Annotated in this window: 19 protein-coding genes and 1 pseudogene; 12 read left to right on the forward strand and 8 right to left on the reverse strand. The window is 70.7% G+C overall.

Features of this window, described 5'->3' with window-relative positions; genetic code table 11:
* Positions 1 to 87 precede the first annotated feature (87 nt).
* The 7 genes from QP089_RS07520 (at position 88) to QP089_RS07550 (ending at position 14,184) form a co-directional block, all read left to right on the forward strand.
* Positions 88 to 1,098 carry an MBL fold metallo-hydrolase gene (locus QP089_RS07520; protein ID WP_285910621.1) on the forward strand — a complete coding sequence of 337 codons (1,011 nt, stop codon included), beginning with the start codon at positions 88 to 90 and terminating at the stop codon, positions 1,096 to 1,098.
* 535 nt (positions 1,099 to 1,633) lie between these two features.
* Positions 1,634 to 3,313: a fatty acyl-AMP ligase gene (locus tag QP089_RS07525; RefSeq protein ID WP_285910622.1), complete on the forward strand. Its 1,680-nt coding sequence runs from the start codon at positions 1,634 to 1,636 to the stop codon at positions 3,311 to 3,313.
* Positions 3,262 to 8,835, forward strand: a complete 5,574-nt coding sequence (locus QP089_RS07530; RefSeq protein WP_285910623.1) for a type I polyketide synthase — start codon at positions 3,262 to 3,264, stop codon at positions 8,833 to 8,835. The genes QP089_RS07525 and QP089_RS07530 overlap by 52 nt, the downstream gene beginning before the upstream one ends.
* Positions 8,832 to 11,939: a beta-ketoacyl synthase N-terminal-like domain-containing protein gene (locus tag QP089_RS07535; RefSeq protein ID WP_285910624.1), complete on the forward strand. Its 3,108-nt coding sequence runs from the start codon at positions 8,832 to 8,834 to the stop codon at positions 11,937 to 11,939. Before QP089_RS07530 ends, QP089_RS07535 begins: the two co-directional genes overlap by 4 nt.
* On the forward strand, positions 11,939 to 12,898 hold the full coding sequence (locus QP089_RS07540; RefSeq protein ID WP_285910625.1) for an ABC transporter ATP-binding protein: 960 nt from the start codon (positions 11,939 to 11,941) through the stop codon (positions 12,896 to 12,898). Before QP089_RS07535 ends, QP089_RS07540 begins: the two co-directional genes overlap by 1 nt.
* The gene (locus QP089_RS07545; RefSeq protein ID WP_285910627.1) at positions 12,898 to 13,668 is read left to right on the forward strand and encodes an ABC transporter permease; all 771 of its coding nucleotides are present in this window, start codon (positions 12,898 to 12,900) and stop codon (positions 13,666 to 13,668) included. The genes QP089_RS07540 and QP089_RS07545 overlap by 1 nt, the downstream gene beginning before the upstream one ends.
* Before the next feature lie 150 nt (positions 13,669 to 13,818).
* Positions 13,819 to 14,184, forward strand: coding sequence for a hypothetical protein (locus tag QP089_RS07550; RefSeq protein WP_285910628.1), 366 nt, complete (start codon positions 13,819 to 13,821; stop codon positions 14,182 to 14,184).
* Between the two features lie 779 nt (positions 14,185 to 14,963).
* Here QP089_RS07550 and QP089_RS07555 read toward each other — a convergent pair.
* Both QP089_RS07555 and QP089_RS07560 read right to left on the reverse strand, forming a co-directional pair.
* Positions 14,964 to 15,788: an alpha/beta fold hydrolase gene (locus QP089_RS07555; RefSeq protein WP_285910629.1), complete on the reverse strand. Its 825-nt coding sequence runs from the start codon at positions 15,786 to 15,788 to the stop codon at positions 14,964 to 14,966.
* A 129-nt stretch (positions 15,789 to 15,917) separates the two neighbouring features.
* On the reverse strand, positions 15,918 to 16,220 hold the full coding sequence (locus QP089_RS07560) for a putative quinol monooxygenase (RefSeq protein WP_285910630.1): 303 nt from the start codon (positions 16,218 to 16,220) through the stop codon (positions 15,918 to 15,920).
* A gap of 79 nt (positions 16,221 to 16,299) precedes the next feature.
* Here QP089_RS07560 and QP089_RS07565 point away from each other — a divergent pair, with 79 nt between their 5' ends.
* On the forward strand, positions 16,300 to 16,953 hold the full coding sequence (locus tag QP089_RS07565) for a TetR/AcrR family transcriptional regulator (RefSeq protein ID WP_285910632.1): 654 nt from the start codon (positions 16,300 to 16,302) through the stop codon (positions 16,951 to 16,953).
* A 99-nt stretch (positions 16,954 to 17,052) separates the two neighbouring features.
* Here QP089_RS07565 and QP089_RS48730 read toward each other — a convergent pair.
* Positions 17,053 to 17,181: pseudogene (locus QP089_RS48730) on the reverse strand (hypothetical protein); the annotation flags it as partial.
* On the opposite strand from QP089_RS48730, the gene QP089_RS07570 reads away from it, so the two are divergent.
* Positions 17,123 to 17,431, forward strand: a complete 309-nt coding sequence (locus tag QP089_RS07570; RefSeq protein WP_285910633.1) for a hypothetical protein — start codon at positions 17,123 to 17,125, stop codon at positions 17,429 to 17,431. The pseudogene QP089_RS48730 and the gene QP089_RS07570 sit on opposite strands and share 59 nt — an antisense overlap.
* Before the next feature lie 485 nt (positions 17,432 to 17,916).
* Positions 17,917 to 19,422, forward strand: coding sequence for an amidase (locus QP089_RS07575; protein WP_285910634.1), 1,506 nt, complete (start codon positions 17,917 to 17,919; stop codon positions 19,420 to 19,422).
* A 463-nt stretch (positions 19,423 to 19,885) separates the two neighbouring features.
* On the opposite strand, the gene QP089_RS07580 is transcribed toward QP089_RS07575, so the two are convergent.
* Positions 19,886 to 20,479 (reverse strand): TetR/AcrR family transcriptional regulator, encoded by a 594-nt coding sequence (locus QP089_RS07580; protein ID WP_285910635.1) that lies wholly within the window; start codon positions 20,477 to 20,479, stop codon positions 19,886 to 19,888.
* A 152-nt stretch (positions 20,480 to 20,631) separates the two neighbouring features.
* Here QP089_RS07580 and QP089_RS07585 point away from each other — a divergent pair, with 152 nt between their 5' ends.
* Together QP089_RS07585 and QP089_RS07590 are read left to right on the forward strand one after the other, a co-directional pair.
* Positions 20,632 to 21,876 (forward strand): FAD-dependent monooxygenase, encoded by a 1,245-nt coding sequence (locus QP089_RS07585; protein WP_285910636.1) that lies wholly within the window; start codon positions 20,632 to 20,634, stop codon positions 21,874 to 21,876.
* Entirely contained in the window at positions 21,876 to 23,150 is a 1,275-nt protein-coding gene (locus QP089_RS07590; RefSeq protein ID WP_285910637.1) for a M24 family metallopeptidase, read from the forward strand. Before QP089_RS07585 ends, QP089_RS07590 begins: the two co-directional genes overlap by 1 nt.
* A 191-nt stretch (positions 23,151 to 23,341) precedes the next feature.
* Here the strand turns inward: QP089_RS07590 and QP089_RS07595 are convergent, their stop codons facing one another.
* From QP089_RS07595 to QP089_RS07610, 4 genes are all read right to left on the reverse strand, one after another.
* Positions 23,342 to 24,190: a VOC family protein gene (locus QP089_RS07595; RefSeq protein ID WP_285910638.1), complete on the reverse strand. Its 849-nt coding sequence runs from the start codon at positions 24,188 to 24,190 to the stop codon at positions 23,342 to 23,344.
* Positions 24,191 to 24,383: 193 nt separating this feature from the next.
* Positions 24,384 to 24,728, reverse strand: coding sequence for a DoxX family protein (locus QP089_RS07600; RefSeq protein ID WP_285910639.1), 345 nt, complete (start codon positions 24,726 to 24,728; stop codon positions 24,384 to 24,386).
* Positions 24,729 to 24,738: 10 nt separating this feature from the next.
* Positions 24,739 to 24,867, reverse strand: coding sequence for an SDR family oxidoreductase (locus QP089_RS07605; protein ID WP_285910640.1), 129 nt, complete (start codon positions 24,865 to 24,867; stop codon positions 24,739 to 24,741).
* A gap of 66 nt (positions 24,868 to 24,933) precedes the next feature.
* A complete protein-coding gene (locus QP089_RS07610) occupies positions 24,934 to 26,403 on the reverse strand; it encodes an FAD-dependent monooxygenase (RefSeq protein ID WP_285910642.1) in 1,470 nt (489 codons plus the stop codon).
* Positions 26,404 to 26,443: the final 40 nt, after the last annotated feature.

Raw genomic sequence — 26,443 nt, forward strand, 5'->3', positions numbered from 1 at the left:
GCATCCAATCACCGATCACTGCGCTTGAAAATAACCGATCGATCGATTAATTTATGACGGCCATCCGGAGCACGAGGAGCGATCGAGATGTCCCAGCCACCCATCCCGGCCCGCGAGATCGCCGAGCGGCCCGACGGCTACCAGGGCCCGAACCTGTCACCCAGAGGGCTCACGCTGGCGCCGCACCGCCTCGCCGACGGCGTGTACGCCCTGATGGCGACCCTCCCGCCGAAGGACAACAACGGCCTCGTCGCCGGCCGCGACGCCGCTCTCATCGTCGACGCCGGGATCACGCCCGAGGTGTCCACGCGCATCCGGGCCCTCGCCGGCGAACTCACCGACCGGCCGCCGCGCTACCTGGCCAACACGACGTACCACGGGGACCACACGTTCGGGAACATGGGCTTTCCCGACGACGTCGTCATCGTCTCGTCGCGGCTCAACAAGGAGAACATGACCGACCTGGACTACGAGAAGAAGGTCCGGTCCGGGAACATGCACGGCGACGAGGGGCTGCTCGACACGGTGACCCGCTGGCGCACCCCAGACGTGGTCTTCGACTCGTTCGCCGAGATCGACCTCGGCGGCCGTACCGTCCAGCTCTGGCACTTCGGCCCGGGCAACGGCCCCGGCGACACGATCGTGTACGTCCCCGACACGCGCACCGCCTGGACGGGGAACTTCCTCGGCCACGCGGGCGTCGCCCACATGCTCCTGCAGGGCGGCCCCGAGCCGTACGTGGGCTCACTGCGCCGGATGAGGGAGGCGCTACCCGAGTTGCGCACCATCGTGCCGGGCCACGGGCCGATGGGCGACGGCCCGGCCGCCATCGACGCGCTCATCGCGTACCTCGAACGCCTGCACGACGAGGTCGCCGCGTCCGTGGAGGCGGGACGTACGCTCGCCGAGACCGAGGCCGCCTGCACCGACCCGTGGGCCGACGATCTCGATCCCGCCCTGGCGGAGGCCATAGCCGCCGCCTACGACGTTCCGCCTGAGCTCGCCCGGCGCGGAATGCTGGAGCTGTGCCGCCACCTGCACCGGCTCAACGTCCTGAGCACCTACCGCCTTTACGAGGCAGGCCCGGCGGAGTCGTAGAGGTCGCGGAGGCGGCGGACTCCCCGGTCAGCCCACCCCACCCCGCCGCGGCCGACCGGTGTCGGCGAAGTCCGTGATCAGCTTCGTGAGCTCGGCGGGCCGCTCGGCGAGCATCGCGTGGCCCGCGCCCTCGACGCGTACGACCGCAGCGGGTTCACCGGACCGTGACCAAACTCGCCTTGTTCACACCTCCTGCCCGGCCAGTACGCCGCCCACGACCGCAGGTGCGCCGGGACCCGGCCGCGTTCGACCACGGCGCGGTGCATGTCGCGGTGAACGATCGTCACCACCGCCGCCTGGCGCCGCTACCGCGGCGCTGAGCGGTGGAGCGCACGCATTTCCTGATTGAGCTCGGCAGGTGTTGCCGAAGGGGACGCGACTTAATAAAGAGGAGTTGCATAATTAACAAGCGATCTTGTTTTCTGGCTCTCAATCGTGGGCGCTGGCCGACCTGTGCGATCTACATGCCCCTCGTTGGACGGGATTTGATGCCGTGAACCGCCCGCAACCGTTGTCAGGATCTGCTGACGGCAACTTGATCTGGCATGCCGCAACGCTAGCGGCTGCAAATCCCGATCTTCCGCTGTTTAGCCATGTACGTTTCGGGCCCGGGGAGGAAGAGGCCCGCTCGCGGCTGACCAGGGCTCAGACGATCGAATCCGCCAGGAGCCTCGGCGGCCGCCTAGCGATGGTCGCCGACCCGGGAGAAAGGGTCGCGATCCTCGCGCCAGAGGGCCTGGACTATGTGATCGGGTTCATCGGCGCGATGTACGCCGGGTGCATCGCCGTGCCGCTGTTCGCTCCGACATCGCTGTCGTCCAATGAGCGCTTGGGCGCAGCTCTGCGGGACTGCGAGCCCACGGTGTGGCTGGTCCTGCGAAAGGACGTTCGCGACGCCGCCGAGTTGCTCAGCGATGGCACGCTGCCCCCGCCGAGGGAGATCGTGCCGATCGACGGCGACTACGCCCGCTGGGGCGAGAGCTTCGAGGGACGCCACTGCGACCTCGCCTACCTGCAGTACACCTCCGGGTCGACCCGTTCGCCGCGAGGTGTAATGGTCGGCCATGCCAACGTCATCGCGAACGTCCGCCAGCTCGTGGAGGCGTTCGGCGCGACCGAGGATGGGACGTGCGTCGGCTGGTTGCCGCTCCACCACGACATGGGTCTCGTGCTGACGGTATGTGTGCCGCTCGTCACCGGCCTCTCCTCCGAGTTCATGGACCCGGTCTCGTTCCTCAAGCGGCCGGCGCGTTGGCTGTCGCTGTTGTCGCGGCCCGGACCCGCGTACACGGCGGCGCCGAACTTCGCTTACGACCTGCTGCTGAGGCGAGTCCGGCCGGAGGAGACCCATGTCGACTTGAGTGGGGTGAAGGTGTTCCTGAACGGAAGCGAGCGGGTCAGGGCGGAGACCTTACGGCGGTTCACCAAGGCATTCGCACCGCACGGGGTGACGCCGGAGGTGTTACGACCGTCCTATGGGCTGGCAGAGGCAACCGTCTTCGCCGCGACGACCGAGACGGGCGCCCACCCCACAGCGCGCGACTTCTCCCGCGAGGCCCTGGAGAAGGGCGTCGCGCAGCCGGCCTCCGAGGACACCGTCTCCCTGGTGTCCTGCGGCCGGCCCATCGGTCAGCAGGTACGCATCGTGGACCCCGGGACCCGCGAGCCTCTGGTCCCGGGAAACGTCGGCGAGATCTGGCTGCGCGGGCCGAACATCGCCCAGGGCTACTGGGCACGGGCCGAGGAGTCCGCGGAGACCTTTGGAGCCGTCTTGGATGGTGTCCCCGGCTGGCTGAGGACCGGCGACCTCGGGTTCGAGCACGACGGCGATGTGTTCGTCAGCGGACGGCTGAAGGACCTGATCATCGTCGACGGCCGCAACCACTATCCCGACGACATCGAGGCAACGATCCGGGAGTCGGCGCCCGACCTGCGTCCTGACAGGATGGCCGCCTTCGAGGTGACGCGGGACGGGCGGACGGGAGTCGTCGTCGTGGCCGAGCGGACGGGGCGCGCCCCGTCCGCAGAGCGAGACATCCGAGCCCAGGAAGCGCGCGTCCGCGCCGCGGTCAGCGAACGACACGGGACGACCTTGCTCGCCTTCCACGTCGTCCGTCCGGGCACCTTGAAGGTGACCAGCAGCGGAAAGGTCGCGCGCGGGGCATGCCGCCGCGCATACCTGGCCGGTCACATCGCGCCGGAGGCCGACCGTTGACCGGCGGGCAGAACGTCGCCGACTGGCTCACCCGCAGGCTTGGTGAGATCAGTGGGCTCGCGCAGAGCGAAGTCGACCCGCACCGTCCGTTCAGTGAATTCGGGCTCTCCTCGCAAGAAGCCGTGGCCCTCTCCGGAGAACTGGAAGAGCTCACAGGCCTGGAGGTGCCCGCGACGGTCGTCTGGGAGCAGCCCACCATCGCGGCACTGGCATCGTGGCTGGCGAGCGCGCCCGCCGCTGCGTCGGCCCCGGCCGCCGCGCGGTCCGCCGGATGTCCGTCCCGCGCCGGCGCGATCGGTGCGGACTCCGTCGCCGTGATCGGCATCGGCTGCCGGTTCCCTGGCGGAGCCGACGGGCCCGACGCCTTCTGGCGCCTGCTGTCGGAGGGACGCGAGGCCGTGCGCCGCGTCCCCGAGAGCCGCTTCAGCGGACCACTCGGCACCGGCTCGTGGGCCGGCCTCCTCGACGACGTGCACGGATTCGACGACCGGTTCTTCGGCATCGCGCCCCGCGAGGCGGCCGCCATGGACCCCCAGCAGCGGCTGCTGCTGGAGGTCTCCTGGGAGGCGCTGGAGCACGCGGGTCTGGCGGCCGACGCCCTGTGCGGAACCGACACGGGCGTCTTCGTGGGCATCTCCTCCAACGAGCACGCGCACGCGCTCTTCGCCCCCTCTTCGGCGGAGGCACCCGAGCCGCACGCCCTCACCGGCTCGGCGATGAGCGTCGCGGCCAACCGGCTGTCGTACTTCCTCGACCTGCGCGGACCGAGCATGGCCGTCGACACGGCCTGCTCGTCGTCGCTGGTCGCCGTCCATCTCGCCGTGCGGAGCCTGCGCTCCGGCGAATGCGAGACCGCGATCTGCGGCGGTGTGAACGTGCTGCTCTCCGGGACGATCACGGCGGCCTTCGACCGGGCCGGCGCCATGGCGGCGGACGGCCGTTCCAAGGCGTTCAGCGCCGACGCCGACGGTTACGTCCGCGGCGAGGGCTGCGGCGTCGTGGTCCTCAAGAGGCTGGAGTCCGCGCTGCGGGACGGGGACAGGGTGCTCGCGGTGATCCGCGGTTCCGCCGTCGGCCAGGACGGCCGGTCCAACGGTCTCATGGCCCCGCGGCCGGAGGCACAGGCCGAGGTGATCCGCCGCGCCTGCCGCGACGCCGGTGTCGCACCCGGCGACGTCGACTTCGTCGAGGCGCACGGCACCGGCACCCTGCTCGGCGACCCGATCGAAGCGCGGGCGCTGGGTGAATCCCTCGGCGCCGGACGCCCCGCGGAGCGACCGCTCTACGTGGGATCCGTCAAGACGAACATCGGGCACCTGGAGGCCGCCGCGGGGATCGCCGGCCTCATCAAGACCGTTCTGGCGCTCTGGCACCGGCGTCTGCCGAGGAACCTGCACTTCGGCCGCCCCAATCCGCACATCCCCTTCGCGCGACTCGGCATCGAAGTCGTGAGCCGGGACATGCCCTGGCCACGCCCCGAGGGCCGCAGGATGGCCGGAATCTCCTCGTTCGGCTTCGGCGGCACGAACGCGCACGTCGTGGTCGAGTCGGCCTCGCCCGCCCCGGTGAGCGAGGCGGACCGGGAAGGAGCACCGGTACGGCTGCTCCTCGGCGCCCCCGACCGCGATCGCCTCGCCGGGGCGGCGGAGCGACTGGCCGCCTTTATCGAGGACATGCCCGGCGAGGTGGACCTCCGCGATGTCGCGCACACGTCGTCGCGCAGGTGCTCCGGCCGGGTCCGCGGTGCGGTCGTGGCGCGTTCCGTGCCCGAAGCGCTGTCGCGGTTGCGCGCCCTGGCCAACGGGCGGGAGGACCCGCTGACCGCCCTGGGAACGGCGACGCCGGCCGGGGCGGTGTGGGTCTTCTCCGGGCAGGGCTCGCAGTGGCCCGGCATGGGACGCCGCCTCCTTGGCGAGGAACCGATCTTCGCCGCGGCCGTGGACGACCTGGAGCCGCTGTTCGCGGCGGAGGCGGGCTTCTCGCTGCGCGACGTCCTCCTCTCAGGCAGGGAGTTGACGGAGATCGACGCCGTGCAGCCGGTGCTGTTCGCCGTCCAGGTCGCACTGTCGCGACTCTGGCGCGGTCACGGCGCCGAGCCGGCGGCGGTGATCGGCCATTCCGTGGGAGAGGTCGCCGCGGCCGTCGTCTCCGGAGCGCTCGACGCGGCGGACGGTCTGCGCGTCGTCGTGCGCCGCTCCCGCCTGATGAAAAGGATTGCCGGCGAGGGAGCCATGGCCGTGATCGGGCTGCCTGCGGGGGACGCCGACGTGCTCGCCGCACGGTTCCCCGGCGTCGAGACCGCCGTGTACTCCTCACCGTTGCAGACCGTCCTCACCGGCCCGTCCGCCCGGATCGACGCGCTGCTGCGCCACGCCGAGGAGGCCGGGGTGCCGGCGCGCGCCGTGGCGGTCGATGTCGCCTCCCATTCCGCGCAGGTGGAGCCCCTGCTCGCCGAACTGGAAAGCGGGCTGGGCCGGCTCACCGTCCGCCGCCCGTCGGCCGACTTCTACGGCACCGTCCTGCCCGACCCGCGCGCGGTGCCCGGATTCGACGGCGGCTACTGGAGCGCCAACCTGCGCCGGCCCGTCCGGTTCCAGCACGCGGTGGAAGCCGCGCTCACGGACGGCCACACGGTCTTCGTCGAGATCGCGCCGCACCCGGTCCTGCTGGCGGCGATAGACGAGATCGCCGGCGGCGGCGACGTTGGCACGGTCCACACCTTGCGCCGGGGACCGGACGAGACGTCCGCCTTCCACGGTGCCCTCGCCCTCCAGCAGGTGCTCGGTCTCGCGCGCCCCGCGACCCGGGGGCGTCTCATCAACCTGCCGACAGCCGCGTGGCGTCACCGCCGGCCGGGGTCGGCACGACCGCAACCGGGGACGACGGAGCAGCCCGCCGGACCGCCCGTTCCATCCCCGGGGCCCGCGGCGGGTCTTCCGGGAACGCTTCTGGGCGAGCGCAGCAGCGTGGGCCTGCAGCCTGCCTGTGACGTCTGGCGGAGCCGGCTGTCGCCCGCCTCGCCGCCCTACCCCGGCATTCACACCGTGCGGGGCCTGCCCGTGGTGCCGGCTTCGGTACTGCTGGGCAGCCTGCTCGCCGCCGCCGGTGAACTCGGCCGCTCGGCCCTCGCGACCGTGGACCTGCTCCGGTTCGTGCCGCTCGACCAGCCCGCGGAAGTACAGGTCATCGCGAGAGACGAAGGGCTGGACCTCGCCATCCGCCCGGACGGCGGCTCATGGAGCACGCATGCGACGTCGCGCATGACGGCCGTCGGCGCGCCGCCTCCGGCAGAGGCCCGCCGCGTGCTGGACGAGCCCGGCCGCAGCGGCATGTCTCCGGACGAGTTCGAACGGATCCTGTCCGGTCTCGGGATCGACGGCCGTGCGTTCCCCTGGCGGATCACCGAGATCGCCCGCACCGGCGACCACCTCATGGCGGAGGTGTGCGCGGGCGCGAGCAACAGTCCCGCGACGGCGGGCGGCCTCCCGTGCGCACTGGACGCGGCCCTGCAACTGGCTCCACTGGCCGGTGCACACCATCCTGAACTGCTCGTCCCGGCGCACGTCGAGGTCCTGTGCCCGGTGCGGGAACCAGGTGAGCGCTTCCGCGTGTTCTCCCGGCGGCGGACCGGCACCGGGACCGACCCCGGTTTCGACATCGAGGTCACCACGGCCGACGGCGACCTCCTGCTGTACCTGACGGGCGTCCGTTACACGCGCCTGGCCGGACCGCCCTCCGCGACCGGAGTTCCGGCGGCCCAGCCGATCCGCACGATCGAGTGGGTATCGCGCCCGGACGGCCCGCGCCGACCGATCGGGACGGTCGTCCTGCCGGGAACTCCCCATCCGCTGGCCGAGCCGATCGCCCGGTACCTTGAGGACGAGGGAGTCGAGGTCGTGCTCGCCGATGATCCGGCGACCGCCGCGTCCGCCGACGCCGTCGTCCTCCTCCCCTCCCCGGCGGGGGGCGGTGGTGATGGCGACACCGTCGACGCAGTGGTGCAGCGCTGCGCCTCGGCCGTCAAGGCGATCCGCTCGCGAGCGGTGGCGGGCCATGGCCGGTTGTGGGTGCTGACCGCGGGAGTGAGGGCGGGCGCCCGCGCGGGCCTCGGGGAGGCCCCACTCTGGGGTCTCGGGCAGGTCATGGCCGCCGAGTTGCCCGATCACTGGGGCGGGATCGTGGATCTGGACCCGGGTGACAGCGCGGAGACGTCAGCGAAGGCCGTCGTTGCGACGCTGCTGCACGGGGCGCCGGACGTCACGGGCGTGCGCGACGGTGTCGCGACGCGGCCGGAGCCGGTTCCGCTGGGCGCGCTGGAGAGCCGTCCACCTCTGGTATGCGACCCGGACGGTGTCTACGTCGTCACGGGCGGTCTCGGCGCCCTCGGTCTCATCGCGGCAAAGCATCTGGCGGCCCGCGGGGCCAAACGGCTCCTCCTGCTCGGGAGGACGCCGCTTCCACCGCGGGAATGCTGGGACGATGTTCCCGACGAGGACGTCCGCGCACGCATCAACGCGGTCCGTGCCCTGGAGACCGCGGGCGTCACCGTGCTGACCGAACCGGTCGACGTCGGGGACCTGGATGCGCTCGCGGTGGTCCTGCGCGCCCACACGCCGATCCGCGGCGTGGTCCACGCGGCGGGGACAGCCGCCGACCTGCCCGTCGACCGGCTCGATGAACAGGCGATGCGGGACATCCTGCACGCCAAGGTCGGCGGAGCGGACCACCTCCACCGCCTTTTCCCGCCCGGAGATCTGGACTTCCTCGTGCTCTTCTCGTCCGCCGGGGCGCTGGCCGGGATTCCGGGGCAGGGCGCCTACGCCGCGGCCAATGCTTACCTGGACGCGCTGGCCGCGCACCGGTCTCGGCAGGGGTGCCACACGGTGAGCATCGGCTGGGGGCCGTGGCGCGGACTCGGCATGGCGGTGACGTCCGGCGGCGCGGCCGTCCGGGACCTGATGCGGCGGACCGGCATGCGGCCGCTTGAGGAGCAAGAGGCGCTCGCCGCGTGGGACCGGGTGCACCGCAGCGGCGTGCACCACGCCCTTGTCGTTGCGGGAGCCGCGGACGATCTGCTGCCGCGTCCGCCGGCGGCACTGGACCGGTGGGCAGGGTTGTCCGCGACGGCGCTCCGGCAGGAGCTGGCCGATCTCGTCAACGCGACGGTGGCGGACGAGATGGGGACGGCGGCCGGGGACCTCGAGTCCGGCACCCCGCTCGCCGAGCACGGGCTCGACTCGATCATGGCGGTCGCCATCTGCCGCCGCCTCGACCGCGCGACCGGGATCCGGCTGCCGACGACGCTGCTGTGGCGCCATCCGACCACCGAGGCGATCATCGGCCATCTCGAGCAGCGCATCGGGCAGGAGCTCGGCCACACGCCGGCTCCGGCGACGATCGCGCCGACCACCGCCACGCCGACAACCCCCACGCCGACGACCGCCGAACCGGCGTCCGCGGAGCACAGCCCGTTCACGGTCCTGCTCGATGAGATCGAAGCCCTGGGAGGCGATGCGGCATGACCGCGGCGAGCATCACCGAACGACTCCACCAGCTCTCCCCCGGCCGGCGCGCCGAGGTCGCCGCCCGGATGAGCCGGGCGGCGGAGGCCGTGCTGAGCGAGCCCATCGCGCTGGTCGGCATCGGCTGCCGCTTCCCTGGCGGGGTCAGCGGTCCCCGCTCCTACTGGCGGCACCTGCTGGCGGGATGGAACGCGGTCCGCGATGCGCCGTCCGACCGGTGGGACGTCGACACCGCCCCGGCCGGCGCCTCAGCGCCCGTCCCCGGCCGCGCGACGTCCCGCCGCGGCGGATTCCTCGACGACGTCGCCGGGTTCGACGCCGAACACTTCAAGATCACCTCTCAGGAGGCGGCGGCGATGGACCCCCAGCAACGACTGCTGCTGGAGGTCGTCTGGGAGGCCCTGGACGACGCCGGCGTTCCGCCGCCGGCGATGGCCGGCACCCGGACGGGGGTCTTCGTCGGCGTGTACTACAACGACTACCTCCGCACAGGCCATGACGACATCGCTGCAGTGGACGCCTACACCACGACCGGCAACGCCCACTCCGTGACGGCGGGCCGGCTGTCGTACCTACTGGACCTCAACGGCCCGTGCATGGCGGTCGACACCGCCTGCTCGTCGTCCCTCGTCGCCGTCCACCTGGCCTGCCAGTCGCTGCGGCTGCGCGAGTGCGACACCGCGCTCGCCGGTGGCGTCAGCCTGATGCTGGCCCCCGAGACCCAGGTCGCACTCTCCCAGTGGGGGATGCTGTCTCGAAAGGGGCGGTGCGGAGCGTTCGACGCCGACGCCGACGGGATCGTCCGCGGCGAAGGCGCCGGCGTCATCGTGCTCAAGCGGCTTGTGGACGCGGTCACCGCCGGGGATCAGGTGATCGCCGTGCTGCGGGGATCGGCGACCAACCAGGACGGCCGGTCCCAGGGACTCACCGCGCCCTCCGTCCTCGCGCAGCGCGACGTACTGACCGAGGCCCTTGCAAAGGCCGGGATCGCGCCCTCGTCCGTGGGCTTCATCGAAACCCACGGGACGGGCACCTCGCTCGGCGACCCGATCGAGTTCGACGCCCTGTCGATGGTGTACGGAAGAGGCGGCGGACGATGCGCCCTCGGTTCGGTGAAGACGAACATGGGCCACCTGGAGGCAGCGGCGGGCATCGCGGGACTCATCAAGGCGGCGCTCGTCGTCCGCAGCGGCGTGATACCGCCCAACCTGCACTTCCGGCGGTGGAATGCCGCTATCGATCCGGGGCCGACGGGCTTCTACGTGCCGACCGAGGCGACGCGCTGGGACGCCGCGCCGCACCCGCGCGTCGCGGCGGTTTCCTCCTTCGGCTTCGGCGGGACCAACGCGCACCTGCTGGTCGAGGAGGCCCGGCTCGACACCGGCGCCCGGCCGCTCCCCGGCGAGGACGACACCACCACCGCCGCGGCGGACGATCCGCTCCCCATCGACCGGTGGCGCCATGAACGCTTCTGGCGAGGCCGGACCGAACCGAGCCCGCCTTCCGGATCCGCCGAGGACGGCATCCCGCCCACGTCCGGCGACGGCGTGGTGGAGATCCTCCAGGACGTCTTCCAGCGTGCACTCGGACGCAGGCAGGTGCGCCCCCAGGACAACTTCTTCGAGCTCGGCGGCGACTCCCTCACGGCGATGCGGGTGGTCTCCATGGCCAGGGAGCGCGGCGTCCACCTCCGAGTCGAGGACCTGCGGGAGGCGTCGGTCACCGGGATGGTCGGCAGGCTCGCGTCCGCCGCCGCCGCATCCCCCGCGCCCGCCGCGCCCGCCGCCGGGGCCGATGCCGGGGCCGATGCCGGGGCCGATGCCGCGCCGGAAGTACCGCTGACCCCGGTGCAGTACCACTACCTGCACCTTGCGGGCCCCGCCCCGGAGGCATGGGACACGCAGGCCCTCCTGGACTGCGACGAACGCATCGACCCCGATCTGCTCCTCCAGGCCGCCAGCCGGGTCGTCGACCGCCACGACGCCCTCCGGCTGCGCCTCGCGCGAACGCCGTCGGGATGGCGGCAGACGCTGGCGCCACCAGGCTCCGGACCGGCGCCGCACGTAGAGTTCCTCGACCTGAGCCGCTCGTCCGACGTCGCCGCCCTGGCGATGATCAGGTCCGGCGCCGGGGAATTGCAGGCCGCCCGCGACCTGCGCACCGGGCCGCTGATGTCCCTGGTCGTCGGCGACCGGGGCCCCGGTCGGCCGTCCAGCGCGCTTGTCTCGGTGCACCATCTGGCCGTGGACGGCCACTCCATCTGGATGCTGATCTACGAGTTGTTCACGACGTACCGCGCGCTGCGCGAGCGCCGGCCCGTGGAACTGCCGGAACCGACCACGCCCTACGCGGTCTGGGCCGGGCAGGAGGCGAAGCGCGCGGCGAGTGGGGGCGTCAGAGCGCAGCTCGCCTACTGGGCGGAGCAGGACGCCGTCGAGACCGTCCAGGTCCCGGTGAACCACGATCGCGGACCGGCCTTGCTCGGATCCATGGAGTCGAGCACGGCAACCCTGGACGCCTCCGCCACATCCTCCCTCCTGGCTGCGGACCCCGACCTCGTCCCGCTCCTGCTGACGGCCCTCCTCACCAGCCTCTCTGACTGGGTGCCCGAAGGGGAGATCCGGGTGGACCTCCGGGACCACGGACGCCGGTCCACCTCGCCCGACCTGGATCTCGCCTGGACCATGGGCTGGTTCACCAGTGTCTATCCGGTCGTCGTCCCGATCGGCCCGTCCGTCTCGCTGGAGGGGGTGCGGCGGCGGCTGACGGGAGTCCCGGATCACGGCTCCGGCTACGGCGCGCTCCGCCACCTCACCGAGGAGGGGGCCCGCGAGCTCACCGGACGCTCCGAGATCTCGGTGAACTACACCGGCCGCCTGGACGGCGGCGGCGCCGGCGGGCCGGTGCGCTACGCGGCCACCCAGGCACGCGCCTTCCCCGACCGCCGCATCCCCATCAGCAGGCTCATCGAACTGAAGGCCGTGATCATCGGGGAGACACTGCAGACAACACTCGTCTACAGCCGCGACCGCTTCCGCGCGGACTTCATGGACGCGGCCACCGGCCGCCTCGTCGCCGCCCTGCACGAACACGCGGCCATCTGATGGTGCTCGACGCCGAGACCGTCTCCAAGAGCTTCGGGCCCGTGCGGGTGCTGGACGGCATGGACCTGCGCGTCGCCGCCGGACAGGTCGTCGCACTCCTCGGCCGCAACGGGGCGGGCAAGTCCACCTTCATCTCGATCGTCGCGGGCCTCCTGCGGCCGGACGGCGGCCGGGTCCGAGTCTGCGGAACCGACATAGCCCGCCATGCGCGGCGCGCCCGCGCGAACCTCGGGATCGCGCCGCAGGACCTCGGTCTCTATCTCACGCTCACGCCGGAGGAGAACCTGGACCTCATGGCCCGCCTCGCGCGGGTGCCCGGCCGCGACCGCCCGGCGCGTGTCCGCGACGTCGCCGAGCGGCTCGCGCTCACCGACTTCCTGCGCCGTCCGTGCCGGACCCTGTCCGGCGGACAGCAGCGCCGGGTCCACACGGCCATGGCTCTGATGGGCGGGAGAGCACTGATCCTGCTGGACGAGCCGACGGTCGGCGCCGACGTCCAGTCCCGCAACGCGATCACCGACACCGTCCGGGAGCTCGCCGCGGCGGGGAGCGCGATCCTGTACACGACCCACTACCTGCACGAAGTGGAGGCCCTGGACGCCGACGTGGTCATCATGAACCGCGGCCGTATCACCGCGGCCGGTACGTGCGCCGACCTGCTGAACGCCCACGGGGACACCGGCCTGGAAATCCGCTTCGACGGGCCGCCGCCTTCGCTGCCCCTCGACCCGCAGGAGAGCGCCACGCTCGTGACACCGAACACCGTGCACGTCGCCACCCGCGATCCGTCCGGGACGATGGAACGGCTGCTGCCAGACCTCACCGCTCGCTCGGGCTCGCTGGCGCAGGTCCAGATCGTCCGGCCGACCCTCGAAGCGGTCTTCCTGTCCCTGACCGAGCCGGCCGGCCCCGGCACCGCCGCCGCTGAGTCGCCCGCGAGCCGGGAGGTGAGCGTGTGATGGGCCGCGCGGCCGTCCTGCTGGCGATCTGCCGCCACGAACTGCGGCTCTTGCGACGTTCACCATCGGTGCCGCTGATCTTCATCGCGACCCCGATCGTCCTCGTCGCCTTCGTCGCGCCGGCGGCGCAGGCCGTCCTGCGTGCGCGCGGCGACGGCTCCGGCGTGCTCTTCGCCGTGCCGGGGCTCTCGGTCGTCTTCGCCTTCTCGGTCACCGGCACGATCGGCTTCTCCTTCTTCCGCGAGCACGGATGGCGCACCTGGAATCGCCTGCGCGCCAGCCCGGCCGCGTCGTGGGAGATCGCGGCGGGCAAGGCGCTGACCGGGCTGCTGGTGGTCGCCTTCCAGCAGATCGCGGTGTTCTCGCTCGCCGCCTCGCTGTACGGGTTCCGGCCGCGCGGGTCGATGCTCGCCACCATGCTCGTCGCGCTGTCGCTGTCGGCGTTCGTCGTCTCCTACTCGCTGCTCGTCACCGCGTTGTCGCGGAGCGTTCAGCAACTGAACGCGATCAGCAACCTCGGTGGCCTGATGATGGGCGGGATCGGCGGGGCGCTCGTCCCACTGGCTTCACTGCCGGGCTGGATGCGATCGGCCGCGCCGGCGTTTCCCACCTACTGGGCCGTCCAAGGATTCGAACACGTCGTGCTCTCACCCGGAGGGCTCCCCGCGGTGATCACGCCCATGGCCGTCCTCTGGGCGTACACCCTCGTCACGGCCCTGCTCACCCTCCGCCTGTTCCGCTTCTCCGATACCAAGGTGTCCTGGGCTTGAGACCGCTTGTCCTCCAGCGCGCATAGGCAAGTACTCAGGATGTAAGGGGACGTCACCCTACACGGGACAAAACGATTCATCAGAATATGTACCTGCGCCAAACTTATCGACCGGACATTCATGGACCTGACTCAAAGAATTGGATTTCCAATGCGAAGGCATGCATTCGCAAGCGTTGCCTCCATCACCCTTCTCGCATTCACCTTCGCGCCGTCGGCGCCCGCCGCGGCGTCTAGGGAGGCATGGGCCGAAGCCAACTCCGCGACAGCATGTTCGATCACTGCCAAGAGCGATACCGGAACCATCACCGTGAGAGAAGCCCCGGACGAGACGTCTCAATTCATGGGCTTGCTCTCGGCTGGCAAGGCCTACGCTGCCTCCTGTAAGCCGACCACCGCCTGGACGCCGACCGCCTACACCCTGTGCGGAGGTACCAGCACGTGGTGGGCAGTGATCGAGTGGAACTCCGAAATGGGTTTCGTGCCGCTGCAATGCGTTTCACTCGTCTCCAGCTGACCCGAATCCGCGATTGAAGATTCGGCGCGCCCGCGGGCCGGCGGCACCACGACCGGCGAGCCCGGGCACCCAGCGAGACGGGCGAGTAATCCACTGGGCAGATCGATCAGTCAAGAAGGCGAACAGTGCGGGACGAAACCACAACCGGCTCCTCGTTCGCACGGCCGACGCCAGCGACCGTGCCCCACCGACCGCCGCGTGCGGCTGAGTATCCAGACGGCCGAGCACGAACACGGCAAGACCGGTGCTGCATCACTCCGCAGCAGGTCACCAGTGCCCGTAATGTGACGGATCCGAGGGACCTGGGCTCGAGCCGTTGCCTTGAGATGCCGGGCACTTCTTTCCACCGATGATGACGCCGAGCGCCACCTCATCGCCGCCATGCGCACGCACGAAAGGAGTAGCCGACCGTTTGGCGAGGTGTAGCCCCGATGCATCGGACGGTGCTGGAACTGGGGCGCTTGCGGGCGTGGTCAACTGGAGCAGTGCGAATGCGGAAACCGCCCTCTAGTGGAAAGGAGATCCACTGACAGGCCCGCACTAGGTCGACCGCGCCGAGCAGGGAGCAAGCTCCACGTGCTGAACGATGCCGAGCGCCTGCGCTGATCGTAGAAGTCTCGATCGCCGGCAATCTGAGCTGCTGTGTCGCCGCCGCCTAAGCATCCGGCTACGAGCGCCACAGCCTATCCTTTTACCGCTTTCCTGACCCTCGTCGCCGCCCTGAACGCGGTGTGGCCATCACAAAGCGCAGACCACCGCGGGTCGGGCTGCGCCAGTGGTCAGGACGTCTTTTCTGCGAGGGAATGCTCGTTGAGGAAATGGGCTACCTCGGAGGCAATGAGTTCGGGGGCTTGGAGGTTGAGCAGGTGGTTGACGCCTGGGATGTCGGCGTCTGTGCACTGCGGGAAATGTTGGTGGATGAGGTCGCGGCCTTCGGTGAAGAAAGGTCCGCTGCGCATTCCGAGGACGGAGAGGACGGGTGCTCGCACGGCGGAGGCGAGGTCGGGGTCGAACCTCCAGGCGTCCAGGGACGGCCTTTCTCCCCGGTAGAAGATTTCGGTGTCGCGGACGGCCGCGCCGAAGGCGTCGGCTCCGGCAGTTGCGATGAGTTCTGACCAGTTGTCGCCGCCGAGTGAGGCGAAGGTGGCGGTGACTGCGCCGGCCATGTCGCCGGCGCTGTAGCGGTCCATGACGTGGTGCATGCCGCTGAAGAACCTGGTGGCGCTGGGCACTTGTTTGAGGATCGGCTCCAGCAGGATGAGGCTGCGGGTCCGCTTGGGCGCGGTGAGCGCGGTCTGAACGGCGACCGTCGCGCCATAGGAGTATCCCGCGATGTGGGCGGAGGGCAGGTCGAGGGCGTCCAGCAAGCCGAGGGCATCGGCGGCGTCCTGTTCGATGCTGAATGGTCCGCCGCGGCCGGTGCTGCCGCCCATTCCGCGCCGGTGGTAGCGCAGCAGGCTGAGCGAAGGTGCGCTGCGGCTCAGCGCGGTGGCCAGCGGGCGCAGGCCGGTGGCGATGTTGGAGCCGTGGATGAGCAGCATTGGCTCGCCCTGGCCTGTCAGCTCGTACTGGATGTCGACGCCGTTGACGTGTGCTGTGTTCATGACGTCTTCTCGTCTTCTGCGGTGGGTTGGTGGTGCGGTTGCTACGCGGCCGGGCAGCCGCACGCGCCGCCGTGGGGAGGGCGTGCAGCCACCGGTCAGCGGTAGCCGGTCATCTGTCGTCGGGGTTGGTCATTGGCCGGGGAGGAGGCTGGCGACGACCTCGATGTGCTGGATGGTGGGCTCTTCGGCGAACAGTTCCGCGCCGGCCGCGCGCAGCGCCGGGCCGTTGACGTCCAGGTGAGCCTGGCGGTCGGCGTCGTTGCGGAACGCGTCGTAGATCGCGAACGTCGTCGGCCCCAGCCGCAGCGCGAACCAGGCGACCGCCTTGCCCTCCTTGCGCACGATCTCCACCACCTGCTTGAACCTCTCCTCGACCTCGGCGACCTTGTCCGGCTTGGCCTCGACGCGGATGAACAGTCCCTTGGTGACCATCAGAACCTCCCAGTTCTGTAGTGTTCGTTCTAGAAGTACGTTAGCAGGGCATCTCTAGCGATCGCTATAGAATTGGGGGATGAGAACGGGACGGCCCCGGTCCTTCGACCGGGACAAGGCACTGAACACCGCCATCACCGTGTTCTGGGAGCACGGCTACGACGCCACCTCCATCGCTCAACTCACCCAGGCATTGGGCATCGGCGCACCGAGCCTGTACGCCGCGTTCGGCGACAAACGAGCTCTTTTCCTGGAGGCGCTCGACCGCTACCTGGCCACCTACGCCGCCTTCGCCCACCAGGCGCTGGCCGAGGAGACCGGCGTCCGCGCGGCCATCCAGCGGCTGTTGCACGAGGCGGCCGCCGCCTACACCCGCCCGGACCGCCCGCACGGCTGCATGCTGATCAGCTCGGCGACCAACTGCTCCCCGCAGTCCGCCGACATCGCCGCACACCTGCGCGACCTGCGCACCGCGAGCCTCCGCGCACTCCAAGACAAGATCGCCGCCGCCGCCCGGACCGGCGAGATCCCCGCCGACACCGATGTCCGAGCCCTCGCGACCTTCTACTCGGCCGTCCTGCAGGGCATGTCCGCCCAGGCCCGCGACGGCGCCACCAAGGCCGACCTGGAACGGATCGCTCAGGCAGCCCTTCACGCCTGGCCCCGAACCGCAGACGCGCAGACCACCGCCGGCACGCAGACGGCATCCGACCAGGGCGCAACTCAAGGCTGAGGGGCCGAACATCGACCGAACGCGGTCGCAGTGTTCGAGGGCTCGATCGACGAGGGCCGCCGCAGCACCGAGGTAGTTCTCCGGGGCGAGCAGCCGGCCGAGTTCGTTGAGGGTGAGCCGTTCGGCAAGTTCCGGTGCGGCGAGCAGTGCTTCCGCCAACGTGGTACCCGTGCTCTCCGCGTGGGCGGTGGTTCGGCCGACGGATTCCTTGGCCTCGGCCTTCTCCACGACCGGGGACGATCTGGCGGCGATTCGCTCGGAGACGATGAGCCCTCGGTTGAGGTCGAGGTTGTCGCGCATCCTTCGTGCGGGCGGCACCAGTCCCTCGGTTGGTATCGAGCTTGGCCGGTTCCGCCTCGACGTCGACATTGATGACGCCGAAGAAGTTGATGTCGTCGCTGTGGCCGGACGAGGGGTCGCGGCGCCGATGCCGCTGCTGGCCCCGGTGACCAGCGCGACGGCTCTGTTCAGCGGCTGATCGGGCATCACTGCCTCACTCTCTGGTGTCGAGGACGGCACGGAATCGAACCTCGCCGGAGATCATGCGGTGATACGCCTTCGGGGGCCTCGCTCAGCAGGGACACCTCCTTGCGGGAGCGGATGCCGTGCTCGAGGGTGAACCGCAGGTCGTTCCCGTTCTCGATGGCCGTGCCGGTCACGCTGCCGCGCGGGGTGCGGCCACCGAATATGAGGTCGGTCGTCGCCACCTGGATCGGATCGGGCGCGGCTCCAACCATGACCAGCCGGCCCCAGCCCGAACCCCGGGATCAGCGGCGACATCGACGCCGGGAGAGGCGGCTACGGCTATGCGCTTCCGTTCGCGGATCGGTCACGGGTCTGTTCTCCCAACGCACAATTCGATGCTGAAGTTTTCTCGAAGAGGACCGTCAGGCCGACTCAGCTCGAACGGGGATGGTGGGAGTGACCGCCAGCGCGTGACCGACGGATCCCGAAGTCGACGTCATGTCGCCCTATGCCCGCCATCGCGGGCATAGCATCGATCTTTCGGAATGGCGCGTTTCGGGGGTAGTGGTGCACGGGTTGGCGGTGGAGACGCGGTGGCTGGACACGACCGGGCAGGCCGAGCTGGTCGCGTCGGGGCAGGTGACGGCGCTGGAGTTGCTGGAAGCGGCGATCGAGCGGATCGAGGCGCTGGACCCGGCCATCAACGCGGTTGTCATGCGGTGGTTCGATACGGCCCGCGAAACGGCGTCGGGACAGCTGCCAGACGGGGTCTTGTGCGGGGTGCCGTTCCTGCTCAAGGACTGGGTGGCGGCGTGTGCGGGGCAGCCCCTGTGCAACGGCAACCAGCGGCTGAAGGAGCTCGCGCCGCTCTCGCCTGCCGACACCACGTTGGTCTCCCGCTTCCGGCGGGCCGGGCTGGTCATCGCCGGCCGCACCAGTACGCCCGAGTTCGCCAACCAGGCGACCACCCAGTCACGGGCATGGGGCATCACCCGCAACCCGTGGAACCTGGCCTACTCTCCCGGGGGATCCAGTGGCGGTGCTGCTGCCGCGGTCGCGGCGGGCCTGGTCCCGGTGGCGCACGCGACCGACGGTTCGGGATCCATACGCATTCCGGCCGCCTGCTGCGGGCTCGTCGGCCTCAAGCCGTCCCAGGGACGGATCAGCGCCGGCCCGTTCGGCGACGAATCCGGATCTGGCGTAGAGCTGTGCGTCAGCCGTACGGTGCGGGACACCGCCGCCGTGCTGGATGCGGTACACGGCCCCGGCGTGGGCGACACGGTCACCACGCCCGCACCCCGCCGCCCCTACCTCCAGGAACTGTCCGGTGACTCCGGCCCACTGCGCATCGGGCTGCTCGACCACCATCCCCGCGGCGGTGCCGTCCATCCCGACTGTGCCCAGGCCGTACGCCAGACCGCTCACCTCCTGCAGGCGCTGGGCCACCACGTTGAGCCGGCCTTCCCCACCGCCCTCGGTGATCCCATGATCACCGACCGGCTCAGCATCGTGGCCTCGAGCCATATGGCCCAGATGATCGCTCGGCTCTCCGAGACACTCGGACGCGAGGCCACCCCCGACGACGTGGAGCACCACACCTGGGCGCTCGCGCGGAAGGGACGCAAGGCCGGCGCGGTGGAGTACGCCCAGGCCCTGGCCGCCCTCACCCGCCATCGGCGCGCCATGCACCAGTGGTGGGCCGATGGCCACGACCTGCTGCTCACCCCGACCACCGGCGAACCACCCGCGCACCTCGACGCCTTCACACCCGACCCCAGGGACCCACTGGCCAATCGCCACCTGCAGGCGAAGTACACGGCCTTCACCCGCGCTTTCAACCTCGTCGGCCAGCCCGCGATCAGCCTCCCGCTGCACTGGAACGACGCCGGACTGCCCGTCGGCGTCCAACTCGTCGCCGCCTACGGCCGGGAGGACCAGCTCATCAACATCGCCGCACAGCTCGAAAAGGCCAAGCCTTTCAGCTCGGTCAAGCCCTCCGACTAGATAGCGGCCGCTTCCACGTCCGAACGACCGACGGCGGTAACTCCGCCCGAACCGGCTCGCAACATCAGCGGCCCGCTGGTCGGCTACGCAGGTCCGGGTGTCGATAGCTTCGACGGACCGCTGGTGCGCGGAGACGCCCCACCTCTCCGTACGACCGGGCGCCCGGCACCGCGCCGACCAGGAACGTTCACAGCGGCCCGAAATCGGATACCGATGCCGCTGCATCGAGCCACGCCTGGCCCGCCGACGCCGCGAGAAGCACCCAGCCACCGGCTGCCGATCTTCTCTCGGAACCATCTGCAAGCCGTGCCGAGTGTTCGCAGACCCGGACCGGCTCGACATCACCCGCACCCCCGCCAGGCACCTGAGGTTCGGGCTGGGTATCCACTTCTGCCTCGGAGTGAACGGCTGCCTCGACGACCGGCAGGAGTCGATCTCTTCTGGTGGACTCCTCCGGGGCCGATCAGGGGCGGGCGGCGGGGAGGATCACTCGGTCGACGATGTCCTCGATGAGGGACCGGGGCGGCGTCGTCCCGAACATCAGCAGGTGCTGAAACAGCAGCGCGGGCCCGGTTCTGGCCAGGATCGGGACCGCGGCCTGGGCCCGGACCTCGCCCCGGTCGACTCCTTTGAGGAGTGCGTCGAGAACGATTTGCAGGCGTGGTTCGAGTACGCGGTCACGGACGACGGTGACCAGGGCGTTGCCGGCAGGGTCGTGCAGTTCGGCGGCGAGGGCCTGGAGCGCGAGCCGGCCGGTCCCGTCCAGGAGCCGGTGCATCTGCTCGAAACAGGCCAGGAGATCCCCCCGTACGCTGCCGGTATCCGGTGCCTGCTCCAGGGGCGGGAGTGCGTGGGCAACCGCCTCTGCGACGAGCTCCTGCTTGCTCGACCAGCGTCGGTACAGGGATGCCCGGCCGATCTTCGCTCGCTGGGCGATCCGGTCCAGGGCGAGGCCCGTGTATCCGATCTCGGCCAGTTCGCTCAGTGTCGCGGCATAGATCGCGTTTTCCAGCGCGGCGCCTCTGCGGCGTGCGGGACCGGCGGCCTTCTGGGGCACCGTCCCCCCTCTCCTGTGTGAGGTCGCCCGGACCCTGGCCGGGCGACATCCTGAAGCGTACAGAGCATCCCTCCGCCCTATTGCCTATGACTAGCAGATACAACACGTTAAGATACAGACTGTCTACTATTTTACGGCAACGAGGAGGACGGATGGGAACGGAGCCGGCCGGACGCGCCGAGCAGGTGGAGGTGGTGATTGTGGGAGCGGGACCGACCGGGCTGACCGCCGCCCTCCGGCTCACCCAGATGGGCGTCCGGCACGTGGTGCTCGACGCCGGCCCGGCGCCGACACAGACCTCGAACGCTGCCCTGGTGCACGCCTCGACCCTGGAGATCCTTGCCGAACTCGGCGCCGCCGACGAACTGGTCGAGGCGGGCGGGAAGGTGAACCGTATCGTCATGGTCGACCGGGGACGCGTGCTGGCCCGCGTGGGGCTGACCGACGTGCCGAGCAGCTTTCCGTTCGCCCTCGGCGTGCCGCAGAGCACCACGGAGGAGATCCTCCTGAGGAGGCTGAACGGGCCGGTACGGCGCGGGCACCGCGTCACCGCGGTCCGCGAGGACGGCGACGGCTACCTGGTCACCGGTACGGCGGCCGGCCCGGACGATCCCGTCCCCTTCGAGGTGCGGGCCCGATACGTGATCGGCGCCGACGGCTCGCATAGTGCGGTCCGCTCCGCGATAGGGCTGGACTTCCCCGGGGAGACCTATCCGTCGCAGTTCGTTCTGGCCGACGTCGAGCTGGGTGAGCGGCCGTTCGGCGACGACGAGGCCACCATCAACCTGTCGGCGCGCGGAGTCACCGTGATCGGCCGGCTGCCCGGCGGCACTCATCGGATCATCGCGACGGTGGACCCGGGGTCCGAGGTCCCGCAGGCGCCCGGCCGGGCCTACCTGGACACCGTGCTCAGCGCCCGCGGCATCGACGTACGGCTCGCCGCCGCCCCGGTGTGGTCATCGCGGTTCCGGGTCCACCACCGGGTCGCGGACCGGTTCCGGTCCGGTGGCGTGTTCCTCGCCGGGGACGCCGCGCACGTCCACAGCCCGGCGGCAGGCCAGGGCATGAACACCGGCATCGCGGACGCCTACGACCTGTCGACCCGGCTGGCGGCGGTCCTCAACGGGCAGGCCGCCGAACCGGTCCTCGACGGTTACGAGACCGAGCGCAGGGCGGCGGCGCTGGAAGTGCTGCGGTTCACCGACCGGCTGACAAAGCTGGCGATGCTGAGCAACCCGGCCGCCCGCGCGGCGCGCCGCGCCCTCCTCGGCACCGGAAGCCGGGTGCGGCCGCTCCGGCACCGGGTCACCCTGTGGATCACGGGCCTCAAACGCAGCCCCCTGCGGAGCGACCTGCCCGCCGTCACGCCCCGCCGCCCCGAACCGGCGAAGCCCTGATGTCCGGCTTCCCCCGGCTGTCACTGCGCGAACGCGACCGTCGCTGGGACCTGGCGCAGCGGCTCATCCGAGACCGCGATCTGGCCGCCCTGCTCGTGTACGGCGAGCCCGAAGGCGCCGGAGTCCCGCACTTCGCCGCCGACAACTACTTCACCAACGACCGTACCGGCGGGGTCGTCCTCATCCCGCGCGACGAACCACCGCAGCTGTTCGCACCGGTCCACCTCATGGTCGGCGGCCACTACGAGGCAGTACTGCGCGGCGATGACCACTGGCTCGAACCCGGCCAGTTCATCACCCATGCCGGCGACATGCCGGCCGGCGCCGCGCGGGGCGGGGCGTTCATCGCCGCGTGCCTGCACGAGCGCGGCCTCGCAACGTCCGAGATCGGCGTCGTCGGGCTCGGCGCGGCGGCGTTCCACCCGGACGGCATCATCCCGGCCGGGACCTGGCGTGAGCTCACCGAACGGCTGCCCGCGGCGACGCTGGTGCCCGCCGACGCCGACTTCATCGCGCTGACCCGGTGCCTCAGCGACGAGGAACGCGAGCTGGTGCGCTGGTGCGGGCACGCGGGGGAAGAGATGTGCGCCGCCATCATCGACGCGATGGCCCCCGGCGTGCCGGAAACCGTGCCGTACGCGGCCGGCGTCGCCGCGAGCCTGCGGGCCGGTGCGCATAACAGCGGCAGTGTGTTCGTCGTCGCGCCCGGCGGCGAGAGTGTCGAATGGGGCCCGCCGGCCTGGACCTACCGCGCCCAGCCCCCGCGCGTCCTCGCCGAGGGCGACGTCGTGCTCGCCGAGCTCTTCCCCGTATACGGGATGAGGGAGACGCAACAGCAGCTCACTGTCGCGATCGGGAAGGTCCACCCCGACACCGACAGCGCCGCGGCCGCCGCTGGCGCGAGCTACGACGCCGCGATCGCCGTCATCCGGCCTGGCATCACCCTCGCCGAGGTCGTCCGTGCCATGTACGAGCCGATCGAGGCGGCCGGAGGCTGGAACCTCACCCCGCTGATCCACTCGCTGAACCCCCTGGACGCGTTCAGCGCGTGCGGACTGCCCAGCGGGCAGGTTCCGGCCATCGACACGTACGGAGCGGTGGGAGGTGTGCCCACCGTGGGCGGTGACCTCGTGCTGAAGGCGGGCATGACCTTCGCGCTCGAACCCAACTGCGTCCTCGGCCGCCGGCGCGTCAACGTCGGCGGCACCGTCATCGTCAACGAGAAGGGCGTCGAAGAGGTCAACACCCTGCCGAGGGCCATGCGCCGGATTTAAACACCCGTCGGCGCACCAGATCGCTCTCGCCGAGCCCGCGGAACATCAGGGCGTCCGGCGAGCTGCTCGACCGCCAGGTCGGTATCAAGCTCTGGGGGCAGTTCGCCGTGGGCGGTGACCGATCGGGAGAAGGACGCAGAGGCGACTCCCTCCAGGGTGTTGCGGCGAGTTTCGGCAAGCGCAGGGTCGCACTAGAGAAGACCTCGGCCGCGGCCACCGCGTCCACGGGACCGGGCTCGCGAGGACGGGGCGAGGAGGCCGAGTTCCGCGCCGGTGGGGTCGGCTATCACCGCGTGGCGGCCCGGCAGGACGTCGGACGGCGGGATGCGGATCCCCGCGCCGAGGTCCGCGGCGAGGCCGGTCGCGGCGTCGCAGTCGTCCACCTCGAAGTAGGGCACCCAGTGCGGGGGCTCGGCCGGTCCGTACTCGTCGGAGTCGACCATGCCCGCGACGGCCGAGTCGCCGATCCTCCAGTCGGTGTGCGCGGGGTCGGAATCGTCGCGTGCCACCTCGCTCCAGCCGAAGACCTCGCCGTAGAAGCGCCGTGCCGCGCCGGGGTCGTGGGAGGCCAGTTCGGCCCAGCACATCGTGCGGGGCTCGATCGGCCCCTCGGCACTTGGTTCGGAGCCGTAGCGCTGCCAGACGCCGAAGTCGGCGCCCTCGGGATCGGCGAGAAAGGACATCCTGCCCAGCTGGCCCACCTCGACGGGGTCGGCGAGGTCCTGCCCGCCGCCGGCGCGCACGGCCCGGGCGGTGGCGTCCACGTCCTCGACCATGAAGAAGGAGGTCCAGGACGGTTCCTCGGTGTCATCGGGGAGAGGCTGCATCCCGGCCACCCGGGGCCCGTCCGGTCCCTCGATGGTGAAGATCTCGTAGTCGCCGAGCCGGTCGAGCGTCAGGGTGTAGGAGTCCCAGCCGAACACGTCCCGGTAGAAGGCCTTGGACGCGGCGAAGTCGGGCGAGGCCAGGTCCGCCCAGCACGGCATGCCTGCGCTGTAACCGGTCGCAGGGCGGACGGACATCCCGGTGTCAGCTCGCATGCGGTCCACGCTACGAGCGGATCGGTAATCGCCGCGGACGGCACCGTGCAAGGAACCGCCAACAACGCCAGGTATTCGCACAAAGCGGGATGTGGCAGGTTCATGGCCGGAAGCGTTCGATCAGTCCCGGATGGCGGGCGCGGGGTTCGGTGCCCAGTTCGCGGAGCGTTTCCCGGCAGTCGCGGTGGTGTGCTCAGCGGGCCAGATTCACCGCCAGCGCGGCGGCGGCCAATGCGAAGAACGCGGCCCAGTTGGCAAGCCGGTAGTAGCGCACCCGCAGATGCGCGATCAGGGCTCCGACGAAGAACAGGACGAGACCGATCGCGGCGGCCGTCCCGATCGCCGGCACCGCGAAGCCGATCAGCAGGCCGACGGCGCCCGCTGCCTTGAGCGCGCCCAGAGGAAACGCCCATGTCAGCGGCACGCGCTTGATCTCCATCACGGCTATGACCTGCTCGTTGCCGGAGAAATCCAGATAGGCGGCGTAGGAGTTGGCGATGGCGGTCACGAGGGTGACCGCGGCGTAGACGGTGAACACGGGACCTCGTTCAGGCGGTCAGGCCGCCGTCGACGGAAATCTTCTGACCGGTGATCCAGCGAGCGTCACCGGAGGTGAGGAACGCGACGGCACCGGCGATGTCGCCAGTGTTGACGGCGATGCGGTCAGCGTGTGCCATGCGTTCCTCCTTGATTGATCTGCAGGCGGGACGGTGAGCCCGCGGGGCGGGCGTCGCCCCACCCCGTCATGTCGCCGGGGCGCCGAACCAGGAGCGGAGGGCGTCCTCCACCTCCTTGGGCCCGCTGGTCCAGCAAACGTGGCCGTCGGGCCGGACCAGCATCGCCGTCGAGGGGACGTCCTCATGCGGCTTCGCACGGACATGGTCGACCCGGTCGGCCCACGCACGGGCCGGGTCCGAGAACTGACCGCTGGAGGTGAGGTCGAGCAGCAGGCCCCGCCCGGTGTGCATGAGCGAATGGCTCCTGCGGTGTTCGCCCGCCACGGTCAGGTCGAGGTCGGGCATGCGCATGCCCACCAGAGGGTCCTCGGATCCCCCGGGGATGTCGTACCGGATGTCCAGGCCGGTCATCATCCCCGCCAACCACCCCATGGCTTCCGGTACGCGGAGAAGTTCGGCGAGCAGTCCCCGCACGGCCGGCAGATCCGCGTTGCCTGTGCCCGCCCAGTCCATCAGCAGGCCCTGTGTCTGTGTGTTGGCCAGGACGCGAGCGCCGACCGGGTGCCGTTCGGTCTGGTAGGTGTCGAGCAGCCCTTTCGGAGCCCAGCCATGTACCGCGGCGGCCAGCTTCCAGCCGAGATTGACCGCATCACCGAGACCGGTGTTCAGGCCCTGCCCTGCCAAAGGCAGGTGGATGTGTGCGGCGTCACCGGCGAAGAACACCTGTCCCACTCGATAGGACGTGATCTGTCGGGCGGAGTCGTCGATCCGGGCTGCCCGGCGTAGCGCGACCAACTCGACCTCATCGCCGTAGACGGCGCGGAGCCGCATGCGCAGCTCGTCCGCGCTCACCTCGGCGTCCCTGGGCGCCGCTCCCCCAGGTCCGCCCGCGACCAGTCGGCGCACGGGCGCCTCCAGCGGGAACTGGATGACCCAGTGCCCGTCCCGGCTTCGTTCCAGCCCCTGACGGGTGCGCCCGGCCAGAACGGCTTCGGCGGTGATCGCGGTCGAGGAGCCCTGCCGTCCGGGGAAGTCCAACCCCAGGATCTTGCGGATCGTGCTCCGCCCCCCATCGGCGGCCACGAGATAGCGTCCCCGATGCAGCACCACACCATCGGGCGCGTTGGCCGTCACCGTGACGCGGTCCGCCTCGGCCGTCATGTCGACCACCCGGTGCCCGCGAAACACGGGAACACCAGCGTCGACCAGACGGGCCTCGAGGAGCTGCTCGATGCTGCCCTGCGGGACGTTGTAGGCGGGGTGCCGCGTCGGAGTCACTCGGTAGTCGACCGGCAGGCCGGCGAAGTGGCCGATCTCCGTCGTGGGGTAGTCGCCAGTCGCCAGCAGCGGTTCGAGCAGGCCCCGCTGGTCGAACAGTTCGGCGGTACGGCAATGGATCACGCCCGCGCGCGACATCGGGTTGCGGGCGGTCAGGGCGTCCAGGACCATCGGACGCGCCCCGGCCAGCATGAGTTCGGCGGCGGCCATCAGACCGGTCGGACCCGCCCCCACCACGATCACGTCCGCTGCGGCCATCCGCCCTCCACCTCACCCTCGTCCCGCCGGCTCTCGAAGC

Origin of the sequence: Actinomadura opuntiae (assembly GCF_030283205.1) — a bacterium.
Taxonomy (GTDB): Bacteria; Actinomycetota; Actinomycetes; order Streptosporangiales; family Streptosporangiaceae; genus Spirillospora.